The 25,231-nt window shown below is 68.3% G+C and carries 21 protein-coding genes and 1 riboswitch; of the genes, 9 read left to right on the top strand and 12 right to left on the bottom strand.

Annotated elements, in window-relative coordinates:
* Window positions 1-669 carry a YceD family protein gene (locus ACYQ5L_RS10895; protein ID WP_379200516.1) on the bottom strand — a complete coding sequence of 223 codons (669 nt, stop codon included), beginning with the start codon at window positions 667-669 and terminating at the stop codon, window positions 1-3.
* Window positions 670-769: 100 nt separating this feature from the next.
* Complete coding sequence (locus tag ACYQ5L_RS10890; protein WP_459957240.1) at window positions 770-1,516, bottom strand: DivIVA domain-containing protein; 747 nt, start codon at window positions 1,514-1,516, stop codon at window positions 770-772.
* A 434-nt stretch (window positions 1,517-1,950) separates the two neighbouring features.
* On the opposite strand from ACYQ5L_RS10890, the gene ACYQ5L_RS10885 reads away from it, so the two are divergent.
* Both ACYQ5L_RS10885 and ACYQ5L_RS10880 read left to right on the top strand, forming a co-directional pair.
* On the top strand, window positions 1,951-2,481 hold the full coding sequence (locus ACYQ5L_RS10885) for a GtrA family protein (RefSeq protein ID WP_459957239.1): 531 nt from the start codon (window positions 1,951-1,953) through the stop codon (window positions 2,479-2,481).
* Between the two features lie 579 nt (window positions 2,482-3,060).
* The gene (locus tag ACYQ5L_RS10880; RefSeq protein ID WP_459957238.1) at window positions 3,061-3,909 is read left to right on the top strand and encodes a hypothetical protein; all 849 of its coding nucleotides are present in this window, start codon (window positions 3,061-3,063) and stop codon (window positions 3,907-3,909) included.
* Window positions 3,910-4,177: 268 nt separating this feature from the next.
* On the opposite strand, the gene coaD is transcribed toward ACYQ5L_RS10880, so the two are convergent.
* A complete protein-coding gene (gene coaD, locus ACYQ5L_RS10875) occupies window positions 4,178-4,663 on the bottom strand; it encodes a pantetheine-phosphate adenylyltransferase (RefSeq protein ID WP_459957237.1) in 486 nt (161 codons plus the stop codon).
* Window positions 4,664-4,800: 137 nt separating this feature from the next.
* Here coaD and ACYQ5L_RS10870 point away from each other — a divergent pair, with 137 nt between their 5' ends.
* Entirely contained in the window at window positions 4,801-5,268 is a 468-nt protein-coding gene (locus ACYQ5L_RS10870) for a PaaI family thioesterase (protein ID WP_459957236.1), read from the top strand.
* A 63-nt stretch (window positions 5,269-5,331) separates the two neighbouring features.
* Here ACYQ5L_RS10870 and rsmD read toward each other — a convergent pair whose 3' ends face one another.
* Together rsmD and ACYQ5L_RS10860 are read right to left on the bottom strand one after the other, a co-directional pair.
* Entirely contained in the window at window positions 5,332-5,967 is a 636-nt protein-coding gene (gene rsmD / locus ACYQ5L_RS10865; RefSeq protein WP_459957235.1) for a 16S rRNA (guanine(966)-N(2))-methyltransferase RsmD, read from the bottom strand.
* 52 nt (window positions 5,968-6,019) lie between these two features.
* Window positions 6,020-9,424 (bottom strand): pyruvate carboxylase, encoded by a 3,405-nt coding sequence (locus ACYQ5L_RS10860; protein WP_459957234.1) that lies wholly within the window; start codon window positions 9,422-9,424, stop codon window positions 6,020-6,022.
* A gap of 225 nt (window positions 9,425-9,649) precedes the next feature.
* Window positions 9,650-9,852: riboswitch (cobalamin riboswitch) on the top strand.
* Window positions 9,853-9,950: 98 nt separating this feature from the next.
* On the opposite strand from ACYQ5L_RS10860, the gene metE reads away from it, so the two are divergent.
* On the top strand, window positions 9,951-12,260 hold the full coding sequence (metE, locus tag ACYQ5L_RS10855; RefSeq protein ID WP_459957233.1) for a 5-methyltetrahydropteroyltriglutamate--homocysteine S-methyltransferase: 2,310 nt from the start codon (window positions 9,951-9,953) through the stop codon (window positions 12,258-12,260).
* A 131-nt stretch (window positions 12,261-12,391) separates the two neighbouring features.
* Here metE and ACYQ5L_RS10850 read toward each other — a convergent pair whose 3' ends face one another.
* Window positions 12,392-13,528, bottom strand: coding sequence for a bifunctional 2-methylcitrate synthase/citrate synthase (locus ACYQ5L_RS10850; protein WP_459957232.1), 1,137 nt, complete (start codon window positions 13,526-13,528; stop codon window positions 12,392-12,394).
* Window positions 13,529-13,532: 4 nt separating this feature from the next.
* Window positions 13,533-14,429 (bottom strand): methylisocitrate lyase, encoded by an 897-nt coding sequence (gene prpB, locus ACYQ5L_RS10845; RefSeq protein WP_459963395.1) that lies wholly within the window; start codon window positions 14,427-14,429, stop codon window positions 13,533-13,535.
* A 38-nt stretch (window positions 14,430-14,467) separates the two neighbouring features.
* Here prpB and ACYQ5L_RS10840 point away from each other — a divergent pair, with 38 nt between their 5' ends.
* Window positions 14,468-14,647, top strand: a complete 180-nt coding sequence (locus tag ACYQ5L_RS10840) for a DUF1737 domain-containing protein (protein WP_379200495.1) — start codon at window positions 14,468-14,470, stop codon at window positions 14,645-14,647.
* A 5-nt stretch (window positions 14,648-14,652) separates the two neighbouring features.
* Here ACYQ5L_RS10840 and prpD read toward each other — a convergent pair whose 3' ends face one another.
* Entirely contained in the window at window positions 14,653-16,164 is a 1,512-nt protein-coding gene (gene prpD / locus ACYQ5L_RS10835) for a 2-methylcitrate dehydratase PrpD (RefSeq protein ID WP_459957231.1), read from the bottom strand.
* Window positions 16,165-16,317: 153 nt separating this feature from the next.
* On the opposite strand from prpD, the gene ACYQ5L_RS10830 reads away from it, so the two are divergent.
* On the top strand, window positions 16,318-16,830 hold the full coding sequence (locus ACYQ5L_RS10830) for a GNAT family N-acetyltransferase (protein ID WP_459957230.1): 513 nt from the start codon (window positions 16,318-16,320) through the stop codon (window positions 16,828-16,830).
* 255 nt (window positions 16,831-17,085) lie between these two features.
* A complete protein-coding gene (locus ACYQ5L_RS10825) occupies window positions 17,086-18,507 on the top strand; it encodes a short-chain fatty acyl-CoA regulator family protein (RefSeq protein ID WP_459957229.1) in 1,422 nt (473 codons plus the stop codon).
* Window positions 18,508-18,801: 294 nt separating this feature from the next.
* Here ACYQ5L_RS10825 and recG read toward each other — a convergent pair whose 3' ends face one another.
* Together recG and ACYQ5L_RS10815 are read right to left on the bottom strand one after the other, a co-directional pair.
* Window positions 18,802-21,075: an ATP-dependent DNA helicase RecG gene (recG, locus tag ACYQ5L_RS10820; protein WP_459957228.1), complete on the bottom strand. Its 2,274-nt coding sequence runs from the start codon at window positions 21,073-21,075 to the stop codon at window positions 18,802-18,804.
* Complete coding sequence (locus ACYQ5L_RS10815) at window positions 21,075-23,198, bottom strand: DAK2 domain-containing protein (RefSeq protein ID WP_459957227.1); 2,124 nt, start codon at window positions 23,196-23,198, stop codon at window positions 21,075-21,077. The genes recG and ACYQ5L_RS10815 overlap by 1 nt, the downstream gene beginning before the upstream one ends.
* A gap of 289 nt (window positions 23,199-23,487) precedes the next feature.
* Between ACYQ5L_RS10815 and rpmB the strand changes: the two genes are divergently transcribed.
* Entirely contained in the window at window positions 23,488-23,679 is a 192-nt protein-coding gene (rpmB, locus tag ACYQ5L_RS10810; RefSeq protein WP_011210730.1) for a 50S ribosomal protein L28, read from the top strand.
* 71 nt (window positions 23,680-23,750) lie between these two features.
* Window positions 23,751-24,254 (top strand): GNAT family N-acetyltransferase, encoded by a 504-nt coding sequence (locus tag ACYQ5L_RS10805; RefSeq protein ID WP_459957226.1) that lies wholly within the window; start codon window positions 23,751-23,753, stop codon window positions 24,252-24,254.
* Here the strand turns inward: ACYQ5L_RS10805 and ACYQ5L_RS10800 are convergent.
* Complete coding sequence (locus ACYQ5L_RS10800; RefSeq protein ID WP_459957225.1) at window positions 24,238-24,489, bottom strand: hypothetical protein; 252 nt, start codon at window positions 24,487-24,489, stop codon at window positions 24,238-24,240. The genes ACYQ5L_RS10805 and ACYQ5L_RS10800 overlap by 17 nt on opposite strands.
* A gap of 35 nt (window positions 24,490-24,524) precedes the next feature.
* A complete protein-coding gene (locus tag ACYQ5L_RS10795) occupies window positions 24,525-25,202 on the bottom strand; it encodes a uracil-DNA glycosylase (RefSeq protein ID WP_459957224.1) in 678 nt (225 codons plus the stop codon).
* Between the last annotated feature and the right edge of the window lie 29 nt (window positions 25,203-25,231).

Raw genomic sequence — 25,231 nt, 5'->3', positions numbered from 1 at the left:
CTACTTCTCCTCTGTCCTCTGACTCGACGCGCCATTGTGGCCCGCGAGGGTGGAATCTGTTGATGGGTCCGGCGCGACACCTGCGGTATCGCCTCCGGGGGCAACGGCGAAATTCGCGAGCCCGGCCCAGCGAGGGTCAAGTATCTCATGACCGTGACCGGAACCCGCAATCGCCATCCGTACACCGCATTCCGGGCACAATCCCGCGCAATCGGGTTCGCACAGCGGTTGCAACGGCAGTTCCAGGCCGACGGCGTCGATGATCACCGGTTCCAGGTCGATCATGTCGTCGACCAGACGCGGGATCTCATCTTCCTCGGTGGTCTGCTCCGTCGCGCTGTCCGGGTAGGCGAAAAGCTCGGTGAGCTGCAATTCGATCTCGTCGGTGAACGGTTCGAGGCAGCGCGAGCATTCCCCTTCGATGGGCGCGTGCACCGAACCGGTGACCAGCACGCCCTCGGAAACCGACTGCAGCGTGAGATCCAGTTCGACCTCGGAACCGGCGGGAATGCCGACCATCTCCAGGCCGATCTTCTCGGCGGTGGTGACGGTGCGACGCAATTCACGCAGCGACCCGGGCTTGCGTCCGAGACTGCGCGTATCCAGCACGAAGCCCGCGTCCGTCAGGTGCTGACGATGACGCGAGGGCTTACCGGAATCGGCAGACATCACGAACTCACTCACGCTCGGTGTGGAATGGGCAACCACTCAACAATACCGAAGGTCATGGTCCGAACCCAAACCGTGTCCGAGACAGGTGACGCGGTAACTAGCGGCGGAACTCGGCGGCATAATCCGGCACGCTCGTACCGGTACGCACCTGATGGCGGCCGCGGCCGATAATCCGCAGCGTGCTCTGCAGGGTTTCCTCGAAGTCGGCCAGCTTGCCGTCGACGTAGTCGTCGCATTCACTGCGCAGACGATCGGAGTCGGCCTGGGCGGCGTCGATGAGCCGGGCGCTCTCGACGTGCGCGGCGCGAACGACCTCGGTCTGCGAGACCAGGCGCTCCTGCTCGGCCTTGCCCTCGGCGACGGACCGGTCGTAGGACGCCTGCCCGGCGGCGATCATGCGATCGGATTCGGTGCGGGCGCGGCCGGTGACCGCCTCGTATTCCTTGTTGCCGTCGGCGACCACGCGCTCGGCCTCCGCCTCCGCCGAGGCGACCAGGTGCTCGGCGTGCGCGCGGGCCTCGGCCACCATGCGATCGGCGTGCGCCTTGGCGTCGGCGAGAATGCGGTCGGCTTCGTCCCGGGCGCCGGTGACGGTCTGATGCGCCTGCTCATTGGCGCCGGTGATGGTCGCCTCGGCCCCGGTCCGGGCATCGTTGACGATCTTGTCGCGGTGGTCCAGCACGTCCTGGGCGTCGTCGAGTTCGCCGGGCAGCGCCTCGCGGACGTCGTCGAGCAGTTCGAGCACCTCGCCGCGCGGCACGATGCAATTACGGGTCGGGGGGATGCCCCGCGCCTCTTCGATGATGGCCACGAGTTCGTCGAGTGCTTCGAATACCCGGTACATACAGCTACCCCATTCTCCTGCCTGGACTCACGGCGAGACACTCCGCTTGATGGCCAGTGTGCCTGCCGCGAGCCTGTCAAGCGTGGACGGTAACGGCGTGTCGGGCACTGTTTCGCACACCACAAAAACAAGTGGAGGAAACGCCTCCAGTTGGTGTTACCTTTGATGGGCAAGAAGGTGTTGGGCCGAGGCAGCGGAGCCTCCTGGGGTTGACAGTTCGATTTGTTCAGTCAATACTGAACAAGCAGTACGAATTGCGACACTTGGCCGAAAAGGCCCAACGTGTTCAGGCGAGCCGCAGTGCCGAGCAGTCGGGCACACGGTGTCAGGTTTCGTGTCAGCGCTTTGTCAGAGAGCTGTAAGCGGTGCCGGACATCGTGGTCTCGAACGCCGGACAACGGCATGCGGAACACGACGTAGGAATGGGAAAGACAATGGCTGTCCTCGATATCCCCCAGCAGGGCGTTTCGCCCCTCCCGGTCCTGGTCAACACCTATGCCTATGGCGCCGAAGCGCTGCGCACCGCCGGGACCCGCTGGGCCGGACAGCTCGGTGTGTGGCTGCGCGGCGAGAACGCCTTCGCCCAGCTCATTCGCTTCGCCGGGGTCGGCGGGCTCAGCAATGTCAGCTACCTGCTGCTGTTCCTGGCGCTGTCCGGCAGCGGACCGCTCATGGCCAATCTGGCGGGCTCGGTGGTCAGCACCGCGCTGGCCAATGAACTGCACCGGCGGCTGACCTTCCACGCGGGCGAGCGGGTCACCTGGTTCACCGCGCAACTGGAGGGCGGCGGGCTGGCGCTGGCCGGGCTGGCCATCACCTCGGCGGCGCTGGCCATCCTGGAGACCAATGCGCCCGGGCTCGGCGATGTGATGCAGGCGCTCGCGGTGCTGGCGATCACCGCCATCGTGGGCGGCATGCGGTTCATCAGCCTGCGGCTGTGGGTCTTCCGCGCACCGGCCAACTGAACATCCGAATATCCGACAAGCGAAACCTCGCACTCCCCCGGCCGAAACGCCGGTACGAGTGCGAGGTTTCGTCATTTCCGGGATCGGCTGGAACCGGCCGGGGTCGGCGCTGCGTCAAAAGCAGCATCGACCAACGAAAGGGTTCCGACAATGGAGCGATCACGGGGATGTCTTGGGGGACGGCGGGATACGCGCGGCCCCGGACCGCAGCGCCCGCCGGGGCGGGTGAACCGGGGCTGCGTGCGGTACAGCTGGCGGCGGGGACGGCCGCGGCCGGACGGGGAATGAGCCGCGGGCACGGGAATGACACGACATTGTGCGACAAGAGGTTTGGCGCGGAGGCTGTTCGAGGGGTGCGGTGCTCCTGGCGTGTGCGCTCCCGGCAGCGGCGCTCGGAGCACGGGCGCTCCCGGCACTTGCACTCCGGACAGGGGTGCTCCCGGCACTTGCGCTCCGGACAGAGGCGCTCCCCGCAGTTGCACTCCGGACACAGGCGCTCCCCGCACTTGCACTCCGGGCACAGGAGCTCTCGGCACTTGCGCTATAGGCACGAGCACTTCTGGCACGTCGGGCTGGAACGTGGGCGGGCCGGGGCTGTGGGAGAGGCATCGGCTGCTGATCGAGGCATTGCTGCCGGAGTTGGCCGAGGGGTCGGTGGTGAGTCATCAATCGGCGGCGGTGCTGTATGGCACGACGCTGTGGCGGGTTCCGCTGGACCGGGTGTGCGTCACGCGGAATCGGCGGGGTGGCGGGCGGACCAGGCCGCACACGAAAGTGTTCGGATCGCCGCTGGATTCGGCGGCGGAGGTGGATGGGCTGCTGGTCACCACACCGGCGCGCACGGTGGTGGATCTGGCGCTCACGCTGCCGTTCGATGCGGCGGTGGTGGCGGGTGATGCGCTGGCGGGCAGGTTCGGGCTCACGGATGACGAACTGGCGGAGGAGGTGGCGCGGGCCAAGTTCCGGCACGGGATCGCCCGGGCAAAGCATGCGGTGGGCTTCCTGGATGGTCGCAGCCGGAGCGCGGGCGAATCGTTGAGCCGGATCATGATTCGGCGATTCGGCCTGCCCGCGCCCGCGACCCAGGGCACTGTGCTCGCACCCGACGGGCATGTCGTCGACCGGGCCGACTTCTATTACGAGAACGCGGGCGTCATCTGCCAATTCGACGGCCCGTTCCGCTATGGCCGGCTCCTGCGCCACGGCGGCGATCCGGCCGAGGCCGTGCACCGCGAGCAGGCTCACGAAAGTCGCCTGCGCGCCTTGGGGTTCCAGGTGGTGCGCTGGACCTGGAACGACCTCAGCGGCGAGGATGCCTGTCGACGACTCCGCGCCGCTCTGACCCGCGGCCGCCGCGGCTCGCCCGACGGGCGGATCGAGCCCACGCCCGCGCTCGAACCACGCCGCGTCCCAGCGCATCCGCTATGAATCGCGGACCTGCACGTACGCATGCGAACACCGTTCGCGAAACGCACGTAGTGCGCGCACCAAACGCGAAACACACCTAGTGCACGCACCAAACGCGAAACACACGTAGTGCGCGCACCACAAACGAAACGCACGTACGCGCGAGCACGGGTGGGACTTGCGCGCCCGCGACTCGCACGGGCGGAACGTGTACGGGCGCGCGCAGGCGTTATTCGCAGCAGCGCGCAGGCATCATTCGCGGTTGAGCGGGGCGTGTACCGCGCCCCGCTCAGGCGCGGCGTTCGGCGATGCGGTCGAGCAGGCGCTTGTGGACCGACGGCGGCAGCAGGTCGGAGATGTCGCCGCCATAGGCGGCGACCTCCTTCACCAGGGAGCTCGAGACGAATCCGAAGGCGGGATTCGTTGCGATGAAGAAGGTGTCGACGCCGGTGAGCTTGCGGTTCATCTGCGCCATCTGCAGTTCGTAGCCGAAGTCGGTGGCATCGCGCAGGCCCTTGATGATGGCGGTCAGGCCCTGTTCCTTGGCGAATTCCACCAGCAGGCCCTGCCAGGACTCCACGCGCACGTTAGGCAGATCCGAGGTGACCTCCCGGATCATCTCGACGCGCTCCTCGATGGTGAACATGCCCTTCTTGTTGGGGTTGATCACCACCGTCACGACGACTTCGTCGAACTGCACGGCAGCCCGCCGGATCACATCGAGATGCCCATTGGTCACCGGGTCGAACGAGCCCGGACACAGTGCTCCAGCCATGGGCGAACGGTAGCAAGGCACGGCCGCGCCGGGACACATCGGGCGGCCGCCGCACGGTCCGCGCCGTATGCGCGGCAAGGGCTGTCACCCGGCTGACGTATCTTCGGTACCGAAGCCGTTCTTGATCATCGGAGAGAATGTTGAGCGTCGAAGCCGATCTTGACCTGATGCGCACGCTGTCCGGCGCCGAATTCATCAACCTCTTCGGCAAGGGCAGGTTCCCGCAGTTCAGCACCGTCGACGACCATCTCGGCCAAACCGTGGTCACCGCCGAGCCCGGCCGCGTCGAGCTGGCCTGGACCCCGGGCGAGCAGCTCTGCAACCCCGGCGGCATGATCCACGGCGGCTACGTCGCCATGATCCTCGACAATGCCGTCTGCTTCGCCTCCGCCAGCACTCTCGACCGCTTCATCCCCCAACTGACCCTCAACCTGAACATCGACTACTTGCGCCCCGTGGCCCCGGGCCAGACCTACACCGTGATCGGCACCAACGCCCACTGCGGCCGCACCCGCCTGGTCTCCAATGCCACCATCGTCGATTCCCGAGGCAAGCTCCTCGCCCAAGCAGGCGGCAGCACCCTCCCGAACCCCGCGTTCAAGTAGCCCGGGGCACGGGGCCGGCAGCCGTACCCCAGCCGTCGCGAGGCACCGGAACCCCTGAGGCCCTTACTCCTCCGGCACGTACTCCGCCAGATCGATGCGGGTTTCACCGTAAGTGCGCGACTTCAGCGGCGAATACCCTGCGGGCCAGTCCAATTCAGGCGACCGCGTCGACCGCTCGACGACGATGAGCGCACCGTCGTGCAACCATCCCCCCTCGACGAGCGCCCGCAGATCAGCGAGCACCTCCGCGATATCGAGCGCATACGGCGGATCCGAGAACACCAGGTCGTAGGGCCCACCGGCAGGCGCTGCCGCACGCACCTCAACGGCCTCGGGCGCGACCCGGGACGCACGCCCTGCGGCCGAGGTGACCGCCGCCCGCCCGAGCACCCCCGCCACGCTGCCCATCCGCAATTCCGCACCGGGCAGCCCGAGATCCCCGATATTGCCGCGAACAACGGCCGCGGCCTTGCGATCGGACTCCACCAGCAAGGCGTGAGAAGCCCCGCGCGACAAGGCTTCCAGCCCCAGCGCCCCGGACCCCGCATACAGATCGAGCACCCGCGCCCCATCCAGATCCATGCGCGCCATGATCACGCTGAACAGCGCCTCCCGCACCCGATCCGACGTCGGCCGCGTCCCTGCGGGCGGCACCCGCAACCGACGCCCACCCGCGGTTCCCGCCACGATCCGCGTCATCGGGTCGCCGCCGCTTGCAGCGCCCCGAAGGTGGCGTGGAAGCCTGCGGGCCTCATTCGGCCGCGGCCTCGTTGGTGCGGATTTCGATGAGGAGGTCGCCGCCTTCCACCTGCTGGACCTTGCCGATGGCGATGCGCTTGACCAGACCTGCTCGGGGAGCGGTGATGGCGGCTTCCATCTTCATCGCCTCGATGGTGCCGATGGTGTCGCCCGCGGCGATCGAATCGCCTTCGGAGACAGCCAGTGTCACGACACCCGCGAACGGGGCCGCGATATGCCCCGGATTGGTCTTGTCGGCCTTCTCCGCGGTGGGGACTTCGCTGGCGATGGAGCGGTCGCGGACGGTGATCGGGCGGAGTTGGCCGTTGAGGATGCACATGACCGTGCGCATGCCGCGCTCGTCGGGCTCGGAGATGGCTTCCAGGCCGATGAGGAGGGTGACGCCCTTCTCCAGTTGGACGCGGTGTTCTTCGTCGTGACGCAGGCCGTAGAAGAACTGGTTGGCCGACAGACCGGTGGTGTCGCCGTACTTTTCGCGGTGGGCGAGGAATTCGGCGGTGGGACCGGGGAACAGCAGGCGGTTGAGGGTGGCGCGGCGTTCGGCGGAGGTGCCGGCCAGGCCCGCTTCGTCCTCGGCGGTGAGCTGGGTTTCCGGCTTGGCGGGACCGCGCCCGGCCAGAGCGCGGCTGCGGAAGGGCTCGGGCCAGCCGCCGGCGGGGGTGCCGAGTTCGCCGCGGAGGAACCCGATGACGGAATCGGGGATGTCGTAGCGGCCGGGATCGGCGGCGAAGTCCTCGACGTCGACGCCGGTGCCGACCAGGGCGAGGGCGAGGTCGCCGACGACCTTGGAGGACGGGGTGACCTTGACCAGGCGGCCCAGGAGACGGTCCGCGGCAGCGTATTTCGACTCGACTTCCTCGAACTGGTCGCCCAGGCCCAGGGCGATGGCCTGCTGGCGCAGGTTCGACAGCTGCCCGCCGGGGATCTCGTGGTGGTACACGCGGCCGGTCGGGCCGGGCAGACCGGATTCGAAGGGGCCGTAGACCTTTCGCAGCGCCTCCCAGTAGGGCTCCAGATCGCAGACGTGCTGCAGGTTCAAACCGGTGTCGTACGGCGAATTCGCCGCCGCGGCAACGATTGCCGACAGCGCGGGCTGAGAGGTGGTGCCCGCCATGGGAGCCGAGGCGCCGTCGACGGCGTCGGCTCCGGCCTGCCAGGCGGCCAGGTAGGTGGCCAGCTGACCGCCGGGGGTGTCGTGGGTGTGCACGTGCACCGGCAGATCGAAGTTCTGCCGCAGCGCCGTGACCAGCGTGTGGGCGGCGGGCGCGCGCAGCAGACCGGCCATGTCCTTGATGCCGATGACGTGCGCCCCGGCCTCGACGATCTGCTCGGCGAGCTTGAGGTAGTAGTCGAGGGTGTAGAGGTTCTCGTTCGGGTTCGACAGGTCGCCGGTGTAGCTCATGGCGACTTCCGCCACCGCGGTGCCGGTTTCGCGCACGGCGTCGATGGCGGGCCGCATCTGATCGACGTTGTTGAGCGCGTCGAAGATGCGGAAGATGTCGATGCCGGTGGCGGTGGCCTCGGAAACGAATGCGCGCGTGACCTTTTCCGGATACGGCGTATAGCCGACGGTATTGCGGCCGCGCAGCAGCATCTGCAGGTTGATGTTCGGGACGGCCTCGCGCAGCGCCGCCAGGCGCTCCCACGGATCCTCGAACAGGAAGCGCAGCGCCACGTCATAGGTTGCGCCGCCCCAGCATTCGATGGACAGCAGTTCCGGCGTCAGCCGCGCCACGTGCCCGGCCACATCGAGCAGGCCGTTGGTGCGGACCCGGGTGGCCAGCAGCGACTGGTGCGCGTCACGGAAGGTGGTGTCGGTGACCGCCACTCCCTCGCGATTGCGCAGCCACCGGGCGAAGCCCTCCGGCCCCAGCTCCAAGAGCCGCTGCCGCGATCCGGGCGGCGGCGGCACGGTGGTGTCGATAGCGGGCAGCTTGTCGTGCGGATACAGCTTGGTCGGCCGGCTGCCGTGCGGCTTGTTCACCGTCACGTCGGCCAGGTACTGCAGGATCTTGGTGCCGCGGTCGGCCGAACTCTTCAGCGTGAGCAGCTGCGGGCGCTCGTCGATGAACGAGGTGGTGACCTTGCCCGCGCGGAAGTCCGGATCGTCCAGCACCGCCAGCAGGAACGGAATATTGGTCGTCACGCCGCGAATCCGGAATTCGGCCACGGCCCGGCGCGCCCGCGCGATGGCGGTCTGGAAATCGCGCCCGCGGCAGGTCAGCTTGACCAGCATGGAGTCGAAGTAGGCCCCGACCTCCGCGCCGACATTCGCGCCGCCGTCCAGGCGCACGCCCGCGCCGCCCGGCGACCGGTAGCCGGTAATGCGGCCGGTGTCGGGCCGGAACCCATTGGCCGGATCCTCGGTGGTGATGCGGCACTGCAGGGCCGCGCCCCGGATGGTGATCGAATCCTGGCTCAGGCCAAGGTCTTCCAGCCGCTCGCCGGCGGCGATGCGCATCTGCGCCTGCACCAGGTCCACATCGGTGATCTCCTCGGTCACCGTGTGCTCCACCTGGATTCGCGGATTCATCTCGATGAACACGTGATTGCCGCGCTCGTCGAGCAGGAACTCCACGGTGCCCGCGCAGCTGTAGCCGATCTCCGTGGCGAAGGCCACCGCGTCGGCGCAGATCCGGTCGCGCAGTGCGGGATCCAGATTCGGCGCGGGCGCGAGCTCGATGACCTTCTGATGCCGCCGCTGCAGCGAGCAGTCGCGCTCGAACAGGTGAATGACATTGCCGTGCTGATCGGCGAGGATCTGCACCTCGATATGGCGGGGGTTGACCACCGCCTGCTCCAGGAACACCGTCGGATCGCCGAAGGCCGATTCGGCCTCGCGCGCGGCGGCCTCGATGGCCTCGCGCAGCTGGGCCCGATCGCTCACCCGGCGCATACCGCGCCCGCCGCCGCCGGCGACGGCCTTCACGAAGACCGGGAAGTCCATGGTCTCCGACGCCGCCATGAGCGCGTCCACATCCGAGGACGGCTCGGAAGACTTCAGCACCGGCAGCCCGGCGGCCTTGGCGGCGGCAATGGCCCGCGCCTTGTTGCCCGTCAGCTCCAGCACCTGCGCGGACGGGCCGACGAAGGTGATGCCCTCCCGCGCACAGGCCGCCGCCAGGTCCGGATTCTCGGACAGGAATCCGTAGCCCGGATACACGGCGTCGGCGCCCGCGCTCTTGGCCGCGTCGATGATCCCCTCGACCGACAGATAGGCCCGCACCGGATGCCCGGGCGTCCCGATCTGGTAGGCCTCGTCCGCCTTCAACCGATGGACGGAGTTGCGGTCCTCGTGGGGGAAGACCGCCACCGTTCCGATGCCGAGTTCGTAGGCCGCGCGGAAGGCGCGAATGGCGATCTCGCCGCGGTTGGCGACCAGGACTTTGGAGAACATGCGCCTTAAGGTACCTGCCCGGCGATATCGATCGGGCATCGAACTCACTTCGCAGTCATCTTCACAAGCACACCCGCCGGTCCTGCGAAGTTGTCATTCGCAAAGCTACACACCTCACCTCGTCACCGCCGGTCGGGTGAGGTTCGGTTTCGGATCGGCGCCGGCTAAGGAATAGACTGCGCAGCGCAGTCGGTTCGCACTGTGGGAGACGAGTCGGAGCCCCGAACGTCCCACGGCAGCGTCGAAACCCGTTAACCGACGGGTGAAGAGGGAACCCGGTGAGAATCCGGGACTGTCCCGCAGCGGTGAGCAGGAACGACCGCCGTCATATGCACTGGGCTCCATGGCCCGGGAAGCGACGGCCAGTAGGTCGGCCATTTCGGCCGGTGCCCGCGAGTCCGAAGACCTGCCGATTGTGCCGGGTACGCCGTATCCGGCGGTCTCCGCCTCGTGGACCGGGTGGATGGGCCGGCAGTGGTTTCCGCATGCTCGCGTGAGCGTGTATTCGGGGCACTCGGGTTCAGCCATGCCCGTGGGCGGCGGCCAGTGGCTCTGGAAACACTGGAGAACAGCTGTGACCAACATTTCCCCTTTCACCGCAACGGTTCTGGGCTCACCGCGGATCGGGCCGCGGCGTGAGCTGAAGCGCGCCACCGAGTCCTACTGGGCGGGACGCAGCGATGCCGAGGCATTGCACGCCGTCGCCAGGGAGCTCCGCATCGCTCAGCTCACCGGACTGACCGCGGCCGGAATGGATTCGGTGCCGGTGGGCACCTTCTCGTACTACGACCAGATGCTCGATACCGCGGTCATGGTCGGCGCGCTGCCGCCGCGGGTGGCCGGTATCGCGGATCCGCTGGATCGGTATTTCGCGGCGGCCCGCGGCACCGATGCGGTCGAACCGCTCGAAATGACCAAATGGTTCGACACCAACTACCACTACCTGGTGCCGGAATTCGGCGCGGACACCGAGTTCGCGCTGCATCCGGACAAGCTTCTCGACGAGCTGCGGGAGGCGCTGGCGCTCGGCGTGCCCGCGCGGCCGGTGGTGATCGGCCCGCTGACCTTCCTGAAGCTGGCCAAGGATGCCGAGGGTGATCCGCTGCGGCGGATCGACGCACTGCTGCCGCTGTATCTGGATCTGCTGCGGCAGCTGGCGGCGACGGGCGCGCAGTGGGTGCAAATCGACGAGCCGGTGCTGGTGACCGACCTCACCGCGGCCGAGCTCGCGGTGGCCGGGCGGGTGTACGACGAGCTGTCGGCCTCGGCGGATCGGCCCGCGATTCTGGTCGCCACCTACTTCGGGCGTCCGGGTGCGGCGCTGCCGGTGCTGGCGGGCACCGCCGTCGAGGGCATAGCGCTGGACTTCACCGCCGGGACGACGGTCGGCGAGGTCGCCGCGGTGCCGGCGCTGGCCGGGAAGCTGGTGGTGGCGGGTGTCGTGGACGGCCGCAATGTGTGGCGCACCGATCTGGATCGGGCGCTGAGCACGCTGGGCACCCTGCTCGGCAGCACCGGGGCGCTGGTGGTCTCGACCTCCAGTTCGCTGCTGCACGTGCCGTATTCGCTCGACGCCGAAGCCGGTATCGAGCCGGTGCTGCGGTCCTGGCTGGCCTTCGGTGCGGAGAAGGTGGCCGAGGTGCGGCTGCTGGCCACCGCGCTGCACGAGGGCACGGCCTCGATCACGGCCGAATTGGCCGCCGCCCGTGCGGCGTTCGAGTCCCGGGCCGCCGATCCGCGGCTGCGCAACGACACGGTGCGGGCGCGCCTGTCGGCGCTCGGCCCGGAGGCCACCCGCCGCTCCCCCGCCGCGGAACGCCGTGTGCTGCAACAGGAACGCCTGCCGCTGCCGCCGCTGCCGACCACCACCATCGGCTCCTATCCGCAGACCCCCGCGATTCGCAAGGATCGCGCGGCCCTGGTCAAGGGCGAGATCACCGCCGCGCAGTACCGCGACCGGATGCGCGCCGAGATCGCCGATGTCATTGCGCTGCAGGAGAAGCTGGGCATCGACGTGCTGGTACACGGCGAACCGGAGCGCAATGACATGGTGCAGTACTTCGCCGAGCAGCTGGACGGCTTCTGCGCCACCGCCAATGGCTGGGTGCAGTCCTACGGCACCCGCTGCGTCCGCCCGCCGATCCTGTTCGGCGATGTGACGCGGCAGCAGCCCATGACCGTCGAGTGGATCGAATACGCCCAATCCCTCACCGACAAGCCGGTCAAGGGCATGCTCACCGGTCCGGTCACCATCCTGGCCTGGTCATTCGTGCGCGACGACCAGCCGATCGAGGACACCGCCCGGCAGGTGGCGCTGGCCATCCGGGACGAGACGGTGGATCTGCAGGCGGCGGGCATCCGCATCATCCAGGTGGACGAACCGGCGCTGCGCGAACTACTGCCGCTGCGGGCGGAAGCCGAACAGCACTACCTGGATTGGGCCGTCGCGGCCTTCCGGCTGTCCACGGCCGGGGTCTCGGACGCCACCCAGATCCACACCCACCTCTGCTATTCGGAATTCGGCGAGGTGATCGGCGCCATCGCCGAACTGGACGCCGACGTCACCTCCATCGAGGCGGCGCGCTCGCACATGGAGGTGCTCGACGACCTCAATGCGGCAGGCTTCGCGCTCGGCGTAGGACCGGGCGTCTACGACATCCACTCCCCGCGCGTCCCCACTGTCGAGGAGATCACCACATCCCTGCGTGAGGCACTGAAAGCGGTTCCGGCCGAACGCCTCTGGGTCAATCCGGATTGCGGCTTGAAGACCCGCGGCCCGGCCGAAGTGGAGGCGTCACTGCGGAACATGGTGACCGCCGCTCACGCCGTGCGCTGACACCGATCCGCCGCAGCTCATCGGCCGCCCGCACCACGCGCGCGGGCGGCCGCATGACCGTTGATCGCCGGAGCCTTCGGCCTGCGCCCATGCGGCGCAGGATTTCGATTCCGGCGCGCTCTGCCTGAGGGTCAGGCGACTCCGCGCAGCGATCGCGGGGGGACGCCGGTGTATTCCGAGAGGGGGCGGATGAGGGCGTTGGATTGGGATTGCTCGATGATGTGGGCGGTCCAGCCGGTGATGCGGCTCATGACGAAAATCGGTGTGAACATGTCGATGTCGAAGCCCATGAGGTAGTAGGCGGGGCCGGCGGGGAAGTCGAGGTTCGGTTTGATGCCGTTCGCCTGCGCCATGGTGGCTTCGAGTTCGTCGTACATGCGCAGCCATTCGGCGCCGCCGGTGAGGTCGGCGATATCGTCGAGGGCGGCTTTCATGGTGGGGACGCGGGAGTCGCCGTCCTTGTAGACGCGGTGGCCGAAGCCCATCACCTTCTGTTTGCGGGAGAGCCTGTCCTGCAACCATTCCCGCGCTCGCTCGGGCTTGCCGATCTCCAGCATCATGTGCATGACGGCCTCGTTGGCGCCGCCGTGCAGCGGGCCCTTGAGGGCGCCGATGGCCGCCGTGACCGCGCTGTACATATCGGATTCGGTGGAGGTGACGACGCGGGCGGCGAAGGTGGAGGCATTGAAGCTGTGCTCGGCGTACAGGATCAGCGAGGTTTCGAAGGCTCGCACCAGGCGCGGATCCAGGTGGCGGGTGCCGGGACCGGGCTCGCCGAAGCACATGTAGAGGAAGTTCTCGGCGAAACCGCGGGCGGGATCGGGGGCGAGCGGGTCCAGGCCGCGGCGGCGGCGCATATCGGCGGCGATGACCGTGGGCAGGACGGCGGTCATGCGTAGGGCCTTGGCCAGCAGTTCGTCCCGGCTGCGGCCGCGATCCTCGAGGGGGTCCTCGGCGCCGAGGTAGCTGACCACGGTGCGGACGACGTCCATGGGATGGCAGGTCTCGGGCAAGCGGTCGATGAGGGCCAGCAGGGAGCGGTCCGCGCGGCGCAGGGCGCGCTCGCGTTCGGTCAGGGCGCGCAGTTCGGCCGCATCGGGCAGTTCGCCGTGCCACAGCAGGTGGGCGACCTCCTCGAAACGGCAGTGCCGGGCCAGATCCTGCACGGCATAGCCGCGGTAGGTCAGGGTGCTGGTCTCGGGCACCACCTTCGAGATGGCGGTGGTATCGACCACCACCCCGGCCAGGCCCTTCTTGATCTCGGTCATCAGCTCACTCGCTCACGGTGAAATTGAAAATGTCGGAATCGAATTCGTTGTAGCGGGAGTACTCGAGCAGCTCGTACAGGCGGGCGCGATGCTGCATGCGATCCACGAGCGCGGATTGGGTTCCGGTGGCGGCGATCTCGCGCAGGCCGGATTCGACGGCGAACATGGCCAGGCGCAGCGTGGTCACCGGGTAGATGACGGCATCGACGCCGAGATTCTCCAGCTCGGCGGCCGACAGCAGTTCGGACTTGCCGAACTCGGTCATATTCGCCAAAAGCGGGATGTCCACGGCCGCACGGAACTTCGCGAACTCACCGGCATCGGCCAGGGCCTCGGTGAAGAGGAGGTCCGCGCCCGCATCGGCGTACGCCTTGGCCCGGTCGACGGCGGCGTCGAGGCCCTCGGTGCCGCGGGCATCGGTGCGGGCGCAGATGACGAAGCCGGGATCGCGGCGGGCGGACACCGCCGCACGTAGACGGCGCACCATATCCGCAACGGGGACAACGGCTTTGCCGTCCAGGTGCCCGCAGCGCTTCGGATTGACCTGATCCTCGATGTGGCAGCCGGCCAGTCCGGCGTCCTCGAGCATGGTCACGGTGCGGGCGGCGTTCATGGGCTCGCCGAATCCGGTGTCGGCGTCGATGAGCACCGGCAGGTCGGTGACGCGGGCGATCTGGCGGCCGCGCTCGACCACCTCGGTGAGGGTGGTCAGGCCGATATCGGGCAGCGCCAGCTCGGCCGACACGACCGCGCCGGAGACGTAGACGCCCTCGAAGCCGACTTCCTGAATCAGCTTGGCCACCAAAGGATTGAAGGCGCCCGGAAACCGCTGGATCCGCCCGCTCGTCAACCCGGCGCGAAAGGCCGCGCGCTTGTCCGCCGCCGTGGTCGTGGCGGCCATGAGCCCGGTCACCGCGACCACCGTCCTAGGCTTGCGGTATGACCGATCAACCGCTGCGCTACCGCCTCATTACCGGACCGGACGATGCGAGGTTCTGTGAACGCATCAGCAAACTGCTCGACGAGGGCTATCGGCTGTACGGATCGCCGGCCATGACCTACAACGGGACCACCGTGATCGCCGCGCAGGCGCTGATCCTCGATACGCCGGAACACTGAGGTAGTCATCGGAAGATCCCTCCGGGAGTCGCGGGTGCGGCGGCCAGCACCGCGTCGGAGACGGTGAACGTGAGCTGTTCCAGCTCACCGGCTTTCAGCTCGGGCGTGCGCTGGGCCACGTCGAGGAAGCGATCCTGCTCGGCCGGTTCCAGCACGCCCTCGGCGAGCACGCGGAACTTCTCGACATACTGCGCGCGACCGAACGGCCGTGCGCCCAGCGGATGCGCGTCGGCCACCGCCAGCTCGTCGACAATGGTCTCCCCGCTGTCCAGGGTGACCACGGCGCGGCAGCCGAACGCCTTCTCGGCCGGATCGGCGGAGTGATAGCGGCGCGTCCACTCCGGATCCTCGACGGTGCTGATCTTGCGCCAGAGTTCGACGGTGTCCGGCCGCTGCGCGCGCTCGGGCGCATAGGATCGCTCGTGATGCCAGGCGCCGTCCTGCAGCGCGACCGCGAAGATATAGGGCACCGAGTGATCGAGGGTTTCGCGGCTGGCATGCGGATCGTATTTCTGCGGGTCGCCCGAGCCGCTGCCGATCACCACGTGGGTGTGGTGGCTGGTGTGCAGCACGATCGAGGCGATCCGGCCGAGATCGCCGATCCGATCGCGCATGCGCCGCGCCAGATCGATCGGGGCCTGACTCTGGTATTCGGCCGAATGCTCCTTGGTGTAGCTGTCCAGAATCCCGCGCTTGGCCTCGCCCGGACCCGGCAGCGGCACCTGGTACTCGGCGTCGAATCCGCCCAACAGCCAGGCGATCACGCCGTCGGCGCCCTCCCAGATGGGCGCGGGCGCACCCTCGCCGCGCATGGCGCGGTCCACCGCTTCGACGGCCATCTTCCCGGCGAAGGCGGGCGCGAACGCCTTCCAGCTGGAGATCTCGCCCTTGCGGGACTGCCGGGTCGCGGTCGTGGTGTGCAGGGCCTGGCCGACGGCCTGGTAGATGGTGTCCGCGTCGAGCCCGAGCAGCGTGCCGATGCCCGCGGCGGCCGATGGTCCGAGGTGGGCGACATGGTCGATCTTGTGCTCGTGCAGGCAGATCGCGCGCACCAGGTCGATCTGGATCTCGTAGCCGGTGGCCAGGCCGCGAATCAGCTCCGCGCCGCTGCGGCCGGTGTGCTGTGCGACGGCCAGGATGGGCGGAATATTGTCGCCGGGGTGCGAGTACTCCGCCGCCAGGAAGGTGTCGTGGAAATCGAGTTCGCGCACGGCCACGCCATTGGCCCAGGCCGCCCATTCCGGTGAGAACCGCTGCGCCCCGGGCAGTCCGAACACCGTGGCGCCGGGCCCGTACGGGTGCGCCTGCGCCTGCCGCCGCGCGGTGGTCACCGGCCGCCGCAGCACCGACGCGGCCGCCACGGCGGCATTGTCGATGATCCGGTTGACGATCATCTCCTCGACGTCGGCGGGCACGGCCACCGGATCCACGGCCACCTGGGCGATACGGGCGGCGAGGTGCTCCTCCCTCGGGAACTGTTCCGCCGCGGAGCGGGCGCGCACTGGATAGGTCTTCATATTTCCGACGCTACGCAGGCCACCGACCTGGGAAAACGCCTCGCATCGGCGAATTTCGGCGAGCGAATCCCGTGGCAACTGCGAAGTCGCGAACCACCGGGACGGCCGGGAAACCCGGCAGGGGCCTGGACACCGGATCGGTAGTGTCGCGCTATGCCCGAGTTGATCGCGCCCACCGCAGACCTGCATGCCGCGTGGCTGGCGGCGCATCGGGAATGGGGTCCCGGCCTGCACGAAGACGGGTTCGGGCTGCGGCCCGCCGACGAGGTCGACTCGTTCGCCGGGTTCACCGCGTGGATCACCCGGCTGACCGAGGACGCGCAGTCGGCGGTGTGCACCTACCGCTGGATCGTCGACGGCGAGCAGGTGCTCGGCGGTATCGCGCTGCGGCACGGCTTCGGCGATTTCGTACAGCACGCCGGGCATATCGGCTACGGCATCCGGCCGTCCGCGCGCCGGCGCGGGCTGGCCACCTGGGCGCTGGGGCGGATGCTCGGCGAAGCCCGTGCGCTCGGCATGGCCGAGGTGCTGATCGTCTGCGAGGACGAGAACCTCGCCTCGGCGCGGACGATCGAGCGCCACGGCGGCAGCCTCGAAAGCATTCTGGACTCCGAATACGGTGTGGTGCGACGCTATTGGATCAGACTCGGTGAGCTGCCGGGCTGAGGTCGGCGAACTCCAAGTTCACCTGCTTTTGGGTTGAGAGGCCCGGTTCCTGGGTACGTTCCGGATGCGGTTCGAGCCCGCTGCTCGTCGGCGCCGCGTACGATGGGGACCCACAAAAGGGCCCGCCCCACGTCTCGAATTCGCATGCTACGCAGACGTGCCGCGACCACGAAAACGCTCGCAGAATCACCGGAATACGGGCGAGTCCCGTCATAATGCGATGTTTGCGAAGCAGTATGGGTACCATCTCGCACTGTGCGCAAGATGTATGCGGGGGCCCGACTACGACGGTTGCGCGAGGAACGCCGGATGACCCAGGCGGCCTTGGCCAAATCCCTGGACCTGTCCCCCAGCTATCTCAACCAGCTCGAGCGTGATCAGCGGCCGCTGACGATCCCGGTGCTGTTGAAATTGAACTCCACCTTCGATCTCGACGTGCAGTTCTTCGCCGCCGACTCCGACGCCCGGCTGGTGTCGGATCTGCACGAGATCCTGGTCGAAGCCGCGGGCGGCAATGCCGCCCCCGTGGCCGAGGTCGAGGATCTGGCGACGCGCATGCCCGAGGTCGCGAAAATCGTTGTGGCCATGCACCGCCGACTACGCGCGGCGACCGACCAGTTGGATCTCTTGTCCTCGAAGGTCGCCACCCCCACCGGCGCACCCGGCGTGCCCATGCCCTACGAGGATGTGCGCGACTTCTTCTACGACCACCACAACCACATCGCCCAGCTGGACCTCGCGGCGGAACGACTGTTCGATGACTGCGGACTCGCCATCGGCTCGCTCGACCGCCAGCTCGCCCGCGTGGCCGAGGAACGCGCCGGCGTGACCGTGCTGGTCCGCGGCGACGGCGCCGACCCGAATGTGCCCAAGCGCCACTACGAACCGGAGACCCGCACCCTCACCCTGGCCCGCCGGCTGCGCCCGGGCCAGCGCGCCTTCCAGATCGCCACCACCCTGGCCTTCCTGCTGCACGGCAACCTGCTCGACGAGGTGCTCGACGAAACACCCTCCCTGAGCGGCGAATCCCGCACGCTGGCGCGGATCGGCCTGGCCAACTACTTCGCGGGGGCGCTCATCCTCCCGTACAGCAAATTCCTGCGGTCGGCCGAAGAGCTACGCTACGACATCGACCTGCTATCCCTACGTTTCGAAGTGGGCTTCGAAACCGTCTGCCACCGGCTGTCCACCCTGCAACGCCAAGGCCAGCGCGGCGTCCCCTTCTTCCTCATACGCACCGATCGCGCCGGCAATATCTCGAAACGCCAGTCCGCCACCGCCTTCCACTTCTCCCGCGTCGGCGGCAGCTGCCCGCTGTGGGTCGTCCACGAGGCCTTCGCCCACCCGGGCCGCATGCTCACCCAGATAGCCGCCATGCCCGACGGCCGCCGCTACCTCTGGGTCGCCCGCACCACCACGCCCACCCCCACCGGATTCGGCACCGCCGGTAAGGAATTCGCCATCGGCCTGGGGTGCGATATCGAATACGCCGACCGCCTCGTGTACTCCAAGGGCCTCCAGCTCGACGACCCGGCCGCCGCCATTCCCATCGGCGCGGGCTGCAAGGTGTGCGAGCGGCCCAATTGCCCGCAGCGCGCCTTCCCGCAGATCGGGCGGCCGTTGGCGATCGCTGAGAACACCAGTACGGATCTGCCCTATCCGCGGATTCCTCGCTGAGGCGTTGCCGCGGTTCGATCCGCGGGCGGTCGGTGCACCGGTGATCTTGCTTCGCGGGAGGTCTTGGCTCTCTTGCGTGCGCAAAGCAAACGAGGAAGAGGGGTCACCTCGCCTGCCGTACCCGGCGCCGGCTCCCCAGTTGGGAGCCGTGGCCTCACCTTTCGGACGGGGAGACTGGCTGTGGTTGCGTTTCAAGATCCACGCCCGGGGTTCACACCCCCTTCGGGCCGGTTCACACCCCGAATTACCGTTGGGACCGGGTGCGGACGGGGCACAAGGGGTGTGCGGCCAGGTCTAGGACTTCGCCAGGTACTCCAGGCGCTCGCCGTCCACTGCGGCGTGCATCATGCTGGCGAGGCCGGGGTGTCTGGTCAGGCCGGGGTCGGACTCGACTACCTCGCGGGCCAATTGCTGTGCGGCGGTGATTACTTCGAGGTCGTCCAGCAAGGACAGCAGGCGGAGGCTGCGGGCGGTGCCGGACTGGGCCGAACCGAGGACGTCGCCCTCGCGGCGCTGGCGGAGGTCGAGTACGGCGAGTTCGAAGCCGTCGGTGGTGCCTGCCACCGCTTCGAGGCGGGCCATGGCGGTGCCGACCGGGTTGGATTCGGTGATCAGCAGACACAGGCCGGCGTGTTTGCCGCGGCCTACGCGGCCGCGCAGCTGGTGGAGCTGGCTGACGCCGAAGCGGTCGGCGTCGACGATGACCATGACGGTGGCGTTGGGGACGTCCACGCCGACTTCGACGACGGTGGTGCAGACCAGGACGTCGATGTCGCCGTCGTTGAAAGAGCGCATGACGCGGTCTTTTTCGTCGGAGGGGAGGCGGCCGTGGAGCAGGCCCACGCGTAGGTCCTTCAGAGGGCCGGTGCGCAGCATTTCGTAGACATCGACGGCGGCGTGGGTGGTGGGGCCTTCCTTCTCCTCATCGGATTTCTTGCGGCCCTTGGCTTTACCATTGCCGTTCTCGTCCTCGTCGCCGATGCGGGAGCAGACCACATAGGCCTGGCGACCGGCTTGGACTTCCTCGTGGATGCGCTCCCAGGCGCGGTCCACCCAGGAGGGTTTCACCTTGGCGGGCACCACTTTCGAGGTGATCGGCGAGCGGCCGCGCGGGAGCTGGGTGAGGGTCGAGGTCTCCAGATCGCCGAGGGTGGTCATGGCGATGGTGCGCGGGATGGGGGTGGCGGTCATGACCAGCAGATGCGGGCTGATGCCGTTCTTCGCCTTGGCGCGCAGGGCGTCTCGCTGTTCCACGCCGAAGCGGTGCTGTTCGTCGACGACGACCATGCCGAGGTCGAAGAACTCCACGGCCTCCTGGATCAGGGCGTGGGTGCCGATGACCAGGCCCGCCTCGCCGGTGACGGCGTCCAGCAGCGCGGCCTTCTTCTGGCCCGCGGACATGGAGCCGGTCACCAGCACCACCTTGGTGGCGGTGTCGGCCGCGCCCAGCTCACCGGCCTCGCCGAGGTCGCCGAGCATATTCTTCAGCGATCGATAGTGCTGGGCGGCAAGGACTTCCGTCGGAGCGAGCAGGGCGGTCTGCTGGCCGTTGTCGACCACCTGCAGCATGGCGTGCAGGGCGACGATGGTCTTGCCGGAGCCGACCTCGCCCTGCAACAGGCGGTGCATGGGGTGGCTGCGGGACAGGTCCGCGGAGATCTCGTCGATGACGGTGCGCTGGCCTTCGGTCAGTTCGAAGGGGAGGCGCTTGTCGAAGGCGGCGGCAATGCCGTCGGTGCGGGGCGGGCAGGGTTTGGCGGCGCGGCCCTCGGTCCGATGGCGGCGCTCGGCCAAGACCAGCTGCAGGGCCAGGGCCTCGTCGAAGCGCAGGCGATTGCGGGCCTCGTCGATATCGGATTTGCGCTCGGGTAGGTGGATCAGGCGCAGGGCGTCGGAGACGGGGAGCAGGGAATGCTCGGCGCGCAGGTCCTCCGGCAGCGGGTCGTCGATGGGGTCGAGCTGGTCGAGGATCTGACGGACGCAGCGCAACAGATCCCAGCTCTGCACCTTGGCGGTGGCGGGATAGACGGGGATGAATTCCCGTTCGAAGAACGAGACATCCACGCCGCCGGCGCCTTTCGCGCTCTGCGCCAGACCGCGCAGGGCGCCGCCGCCGCGGACCGAGGTGAGGTTCTCGACCGAACCGTCCTCCTTGTCCGGCAGGATCAGGTAATCCGGGTGCGAGAGGTTCCAGCGGTCCGGCCGCCACCAGTGCACGGTGCCCGACATCATCGCCCTCACACCGTCTTTCACCAGATAGCGCACCTTGTCGCCATTGAAGAAGGTGATGTCGACCGGACGCGGGCCGCCGGTGTCGAGGGCCACCTTGAGCAGGCTGCCGCGCCGGTTCTTCATGGGCCGCAGTTCGGTCTTGGTGACCCGGCCCATGACCGTGATGTGCTGCCCCTCCTCCGGCGCCTCCTCGGTGAGCGGCTGCCCCTGGGTGGCATAGCGCAGCGGATAATGCCGCAGCAGGTCCTCGACGGTGTGCATATCGAAGGCCTCGGCCAACGGCTCGGCGGCTTTCACGCCGAGCACATGGTCCAGCCGATCACTCAATGTCGCCACTACTCAACCCCGATCTGCACGAGATCCCCGGGCTGCCCGCCCGGGTACACCACCACCTCCACACCGGGGAAGGCGGTCCCGACATGATCGCTCAACTCTGCCGAAAGCCCTTCGGGCGCATCGGCTCCCATGAGCATGGTCACCAATTCCCCACCGAGCCCGAGCATCCGGTCCAGCAGCGTGCGCCCGGCCGCCCGCACATCGGCGTCGATCACCACCACATCGTGCCCGACCAGCCCGAGCCCGTCCCCCGCATCGCACATCCCCACGATCGTCAGCGCCCGCTCCGGCGCGACTCGCAGTGCCCCCCACCGTGTTCCGGCCGCCGCCTCCGACATGGCGAACGCATCGTCCACCGCGATCCGCCCCCCATCGTGCATCGACAGCGCCGCCAGCCCCTGCACCATGGACGCACTCGGCAACATCAGCACCTCCCGCCGCCCATCCCGGGCCGCCACACTCACCGCCACCAATTCGTGCGCCGGCAACGCCCCATTCGGCAACACCAGCACCTCCCGATGCGGCAACCCCCGAATCCCCGCCAGCAACGCCTCCGCCGTCACCTCCCCCTCCAGCACCGCCGCCCCCGAATCCTCGAACAACCGCACCGCCCCCTCCCCGGAAGCCACCGCCAGAATCCCCCGATCCGCCACCCCCTCCGGCGCATGCTCGGACACCGCCAGCGTCTCGATCCGAATCCCGCTCAGCGTCCCGGCCACCAGCCCCGCCTCCACCGCGGCCCCCGCGTCCGCGCAATGCACATGTGCCGACCAGCCCCCCGCGCCGTCCCCCACCACAACAACCGAATCCCCCAGTGCCGCAAGCCGATCCCGCAGCCGTGCCACCCGCTCGTCATCGGAGCCGCTCAGCCGATACATGACCTCATACATAGGAGCACCCGCCTCACCCCCCATTCCACCGTAGGCCGTGTGCTCCGAATCCACATCCACCCCAACAGAATTCGCATCGATTCCCGCCGCGTACCCGGCCCCGTGCGCGTCACCTGCCGAAGCGACGGAATTCGCGGCACGTCCCGCCGCAACATCGGGCCTGTCCGCCGGGCCGGCGTGCTCAGCTGTTCCTGCCGCATCTCCGCCCCCGCGCACGTCACCGGCCACAGTGCGCGCACCACCGGCCGCCGCCCCATGCACGTCGACGGGCGCCGCACCCCTTGCGCCGACCGCGCCCGACTGGACCGCCGCGGACCGGACAGTCGGCCGATACGACGCCGCCCCGGACTCGCCCCGCACATAGGTGGGCCGCGTCGGAGGTTGCGCACCGGCCACGATGACCAATTCATCCAGCAGCACCAGCAGCCCCCGAGCACCGGCATCCACCACCCCGGCCTCACGCAACACCCCGAGCTGAGACGGCGTCTCTTCGAGCGCCTTCGCCGCCCCATCCGCCGCGGCCAGCGCGACCGCGGGCAATGTGCGCTCCGGACATTCCCCAGCGCTCTCTGCAGCACAGTCCAGCACCGTCAGCATGGTCCCCTCGACAGGCGAACTCAGCGCCTCCCGCACCAGCCCCGCCGCCCGCCGCAAAGCCGAGCGCAATGTCGCCTCGGTGAGCGGTCCATCACACACCGCATCGGCCACCCCCCGCAGCACCTGCGACAGGATGATCCCCGAATTCCCCCGAGCCCCCGCCGTAGCCGCCCGCGCCATAGCACTCGCGATCGCGAATGCCGATATTCCTCGCGTCGACTCATCGCCGTCCAGCCCGGCATCGCCCGGCAGCTCGATCGAATCGCCCACTTCGAACCCACCGACCGGCCACCTTTGAGCCGTGCCGTGCGCCACATCGGCGACGAACGCCCCGGCTCCGGCCGGCGCGTTCTCCGCCCCGCGCAGCACGGCACCCGCCTCGGGCCGATCGAGCTCTTCGGCCGTGCTCGTTCCAGCACCGGAGGTGGCTTCCTCCGCCCCGCGCACGGCGGCGCGCATGGTGTTCAGCAGGTTGGTGCCCGTGTCGGAGTCGGGGACCGGGAAGACATTGAGGGCGTTGATCTCGGCGCGGTGGCGCTCCAGCGCTGTTAGGCAGAGCCGCCCCCAGCGCAGCAGCGCAGTACCGTCGAGTGCGTCCGCTACCCCGGGCACCGTCACCGTCCTTCCGCTCGACATCGTGTCGTCGTAACCCCGGTGGCCAGCCTAGTCGCGACCCCCGACACCGCGCCGTCACCTGGTGTTCGTGCGGTGGTCGCGGGTCAGCGAACGGGGGGCCAATTGGACATCGGCGAGAGGGGGCGGTTACTCTTGCAGGGTTGCCCGACGCGGGCACCGGTCCTGCCCTCTCAGGTATCTGCTCGCGTTCGCCAGTTATTCGCTGGTAGGCACGTCCACGACATTAAGTTTTCGGACACGCTGTGCACTGTGCAGCGGGTCCCAACATGACATGAAGGAGCTCGCGACTATGGCTGCCGTCTGCGACGTCTGCGCCAAGGGCCCCGGCTTCGGTAAGTCGGTTTCGCACTCGCACCGGCGCACCAACCGTCGCTGGAACCCGAACATCCAGACTGTTCGTGCGCAGGTTGCCCCCGGCAACACCCGCCGCATGAACGTGTGCACCTCCTGCCTCAAGGCCGGCAAGGTCGTGCGCGGCTGATTTCCAGCTTTCGAGAACCCCGGCGCCCATAATCGGGTGGCCGGGGTTTTTGTCGTATCCAGGAGGACGCTATGGACGCGGCATGGCGGATCCTGCCGCTGACGGCCGAGTACACCCGGAGCCTGGCCGAATGCCATATCGCGTGCTGGCGCGAGGCCTACCGGGGATTGGTGCCCGACCATGTGCTCGACGCCTTCGACATCGATCGGCTGGCGGAGCGAAACGAGCGGCTGCGCATCGCGCATCCCCGCCTGAACACCATCGCGGTCGTGGGCGACGAGGTCATCGGATTCGCCCGCGAAGGCGCGGCACTGGACGATTCGGTGGTCACGCCCCGCCAGCTCTTCGCGCTGTACGTGCGCGCCGCCTGGTACGGCACGGGCGTCGCCCACGATCTGATGCGCGCCGTGCTGGCCGAGGACGCCGACACCAGCCTGTGGGTTTTCGAGGAGAACCCGCGCGCTCGAGCCTTCTATAAAAAGTACGGCTTCGAACTCGACGGCGAACGCCGAGTCGAAGCCTTCACTCCCGCACTCGAAGTGCGAATGGTGCGCCGGGTTACTGGTGCCCGGTGAAGCAGTCCAGCTGCTGACTGATCGACTGGAAGATGCACGCCACCCGGGAAGTCACACTCGACGACATCGTGGTCGCGCTGTTGGTGTCGAACAGGCTCGCGACGGGCGCGGCCGGAGCCGTCTCGACGGGGGCCGGTTCCAGCGTCAACGGCGCGGCATTGGCGGCGGGGGCCACGGCGAAAGCGGCGCCCGCGGCAAGCGCGACGAAAACACCACGGGCAGTCTTGTTCTGCATACACATGCTCCTGATCGGATCTACGGATTCGCGCCCTAGGGCAGACGCCAGTCCACCGGCGCGGCCCCTAATGTACCCAGCAATTCGTTGGTACGTGAGAACGGACGAGATCCGAAGAATCCTCGCGAAGCCGACAATGGTGAGGGATGGGCGGATTCGACGTAGGGCGTCGACCCCAGCATCGGCTTCAAAGTGGAGGCGTCCCGGCCCCACAGAATGGCGACGAGCGGCTGGTCACGGGCGACCAGGGCGCGAATCGCCTGCTCGGTCACCGCTTCCCAGCCCTTGCCGCGATGCGAGGCCGGCTCGCCCGGGCGCACGGTGAGAACCCGGTTCAGCATGAGCACGCCCTGATCCGACCACGGCGAGAGATCACCGCAGGACGGCGTCGGGTACTCCAGGTCCTTGGAGTACTCGGAGAAGATATTGGCCAGGCTGCGCGGCACCGGCGAAACATCCGGCGCCACCGAGAAACTCAGCCCCATGGCGTGCCCCGGCGTCGGGTACGGATCCTGCCCGACGATCAGTACGCGCACCTTGTCGAAGGGCCGCTGGAAGGCGCGCAGCACGTTCTCCCCCTTGGGGAGATAACCGCGCCCGGCGGCGTTTTCGGCGCGCAGGAATTCACCCATCTCGGCAATGCGGTCGGCCACCGGTTCGAGGGCCTCGGCCCAGCCCGAATCGATGACTTCCGCCAGTGGTTTTCCACCCATGTCGGGATAACCTATCCGCCCCACTTCCA

The organism is Nocardia sp. IFM 10818 (assembly GCF_054655275.1).
This window is presented reverse-complemented; position numbering and strand designations above follow the sequence as displayed.

Bases quoted from the DNA above. Each gene is read 5' to 3' on its own strand.
- ACYQ5L_RS10895 (WP_379200516.1), bottom strand. From the start codon at position 669: ATGTCTGCCGATTCCGGTAAGCCCTCGCGTCATCGTCAGCACCTGACG.
- ACYQ5L_RS10890 (WP_459957240.1), bottom strand. From the start codon at position 1,516: ATGTACCGGGTATTCGAAGCACTCGACGAACTCGTGGCCATCATCGAA.
- ACYQ5L_RS10885 (WP_459957239.1), top strand. From the start codon at position 1,951: ATGGCTGTCCTCGATATCCCCCAGCAGGGCGTTTCGCCCCTCCCGGTC.
- coaD (WP_459957237.1), bottom strand. From the start codon at position 4,663: ATGGCTGGAGCACTGTGTCCGGGCTCGTTCGACCCGGTGACCAATGGG.
- ACYQ5L_RS10870 (WP_459957236.1), top strand. From the start codon at position 4,801: ATGTTGAGCGTCGAAGCCGATCTTGACCTGATGCGCACGCTGTCCGGC.
- rsmD (WP_459957235.1), bottom strand. From the start codon at position 5,967: ATGACGCGGATCGTGGCGGGAACCGCGGGTGGGCGTCGGTTGCGGGTG.
- ACYQ5L_RS10860 (WP_459957234.1), bottom strand. From the start codon at position 9,424: ATGTTCTCCAAAGTCCTGGTCGCCAACCGCGGCGAGATCGCCATTCGC.
- metE (WP_459957233.1), top strand. From the start codon at position 9,951: ATGCCCGTGGGCGGCGGCCAGTGGCTCTGGAAACACTGGAGAACAGCT.
- ACYQ5L_RS10850 (WP_459957232.1), bottom strand. From the start codon at position 13,528: ATGACCGAGATCAAGAAGGGCCTGGCCGGGGTGGTGGTCGATACCACC.
- prpB (WP_459963395.1), bottom strand. From the start codon at position 14,429: ATGGCCGCCACGACCACGGCGGCGGACAAGCGCGCGGCCTTTCGCGCC.
- ACYQ5L_RS10840 (WP_379200495.1), top strand. From the start codon at position 14,468: ATGACCGATCAACCGCTGCGCTACCGCCTCATTACCGGACCGGACGAT.
- prpD (WP_459957231.1), bottom strand. From the start codon at position 16,164: ATGAAGACCTATCCAGTGCGCGCCCGCTCCGCGGCGGAACAGTTCCCG.
- ACYQ5L_RS10830 (WP_459957230.1), top strand. From the start codon at position 16,318: ATGCCCGAGTTGATCGCGCCCACCGCAGACCTGCATGCCGCGTGGCTG.
- ACYQ5L_RS10815 (WP_459957227.1), bottom strand. From the start codon at position 23,198: ATGTCGAGCGGAAGGACGGTGACGGTGCCCGGGGTAGCGGACGCACTC.
- rpmB (WP_011210730.1), top strand. From the start codon at position 23,488: ATGGCTGCCGTCTGCGACGTCTGCGCCAAGGGCCCCGGCTTCGGTAAG.
- ACYQ5L_RS10805 (WP_459957226.1), top strand. From the start codon at position 23,751: ATGGACGCGGCATGGCGGATCCTGCCGCTGACGGCCGAGTACACCCGG.
- ACYQ5L_RS10800 (WP_459957225.1), bottom strand. From the start codon at position 24,489: ATGCAGAACAAGACTGCCCGTGGTGTTTTCGTCGCGCTTGCCGCGGGC.
- ACYQ5L_RS10795 (WP_459957224.1), bottom strand. From the start codon at position 25,202: ATGGGTGGAAAACCACTGGCGGAAGTCATCGATTCGGGCTGGGCCGAG.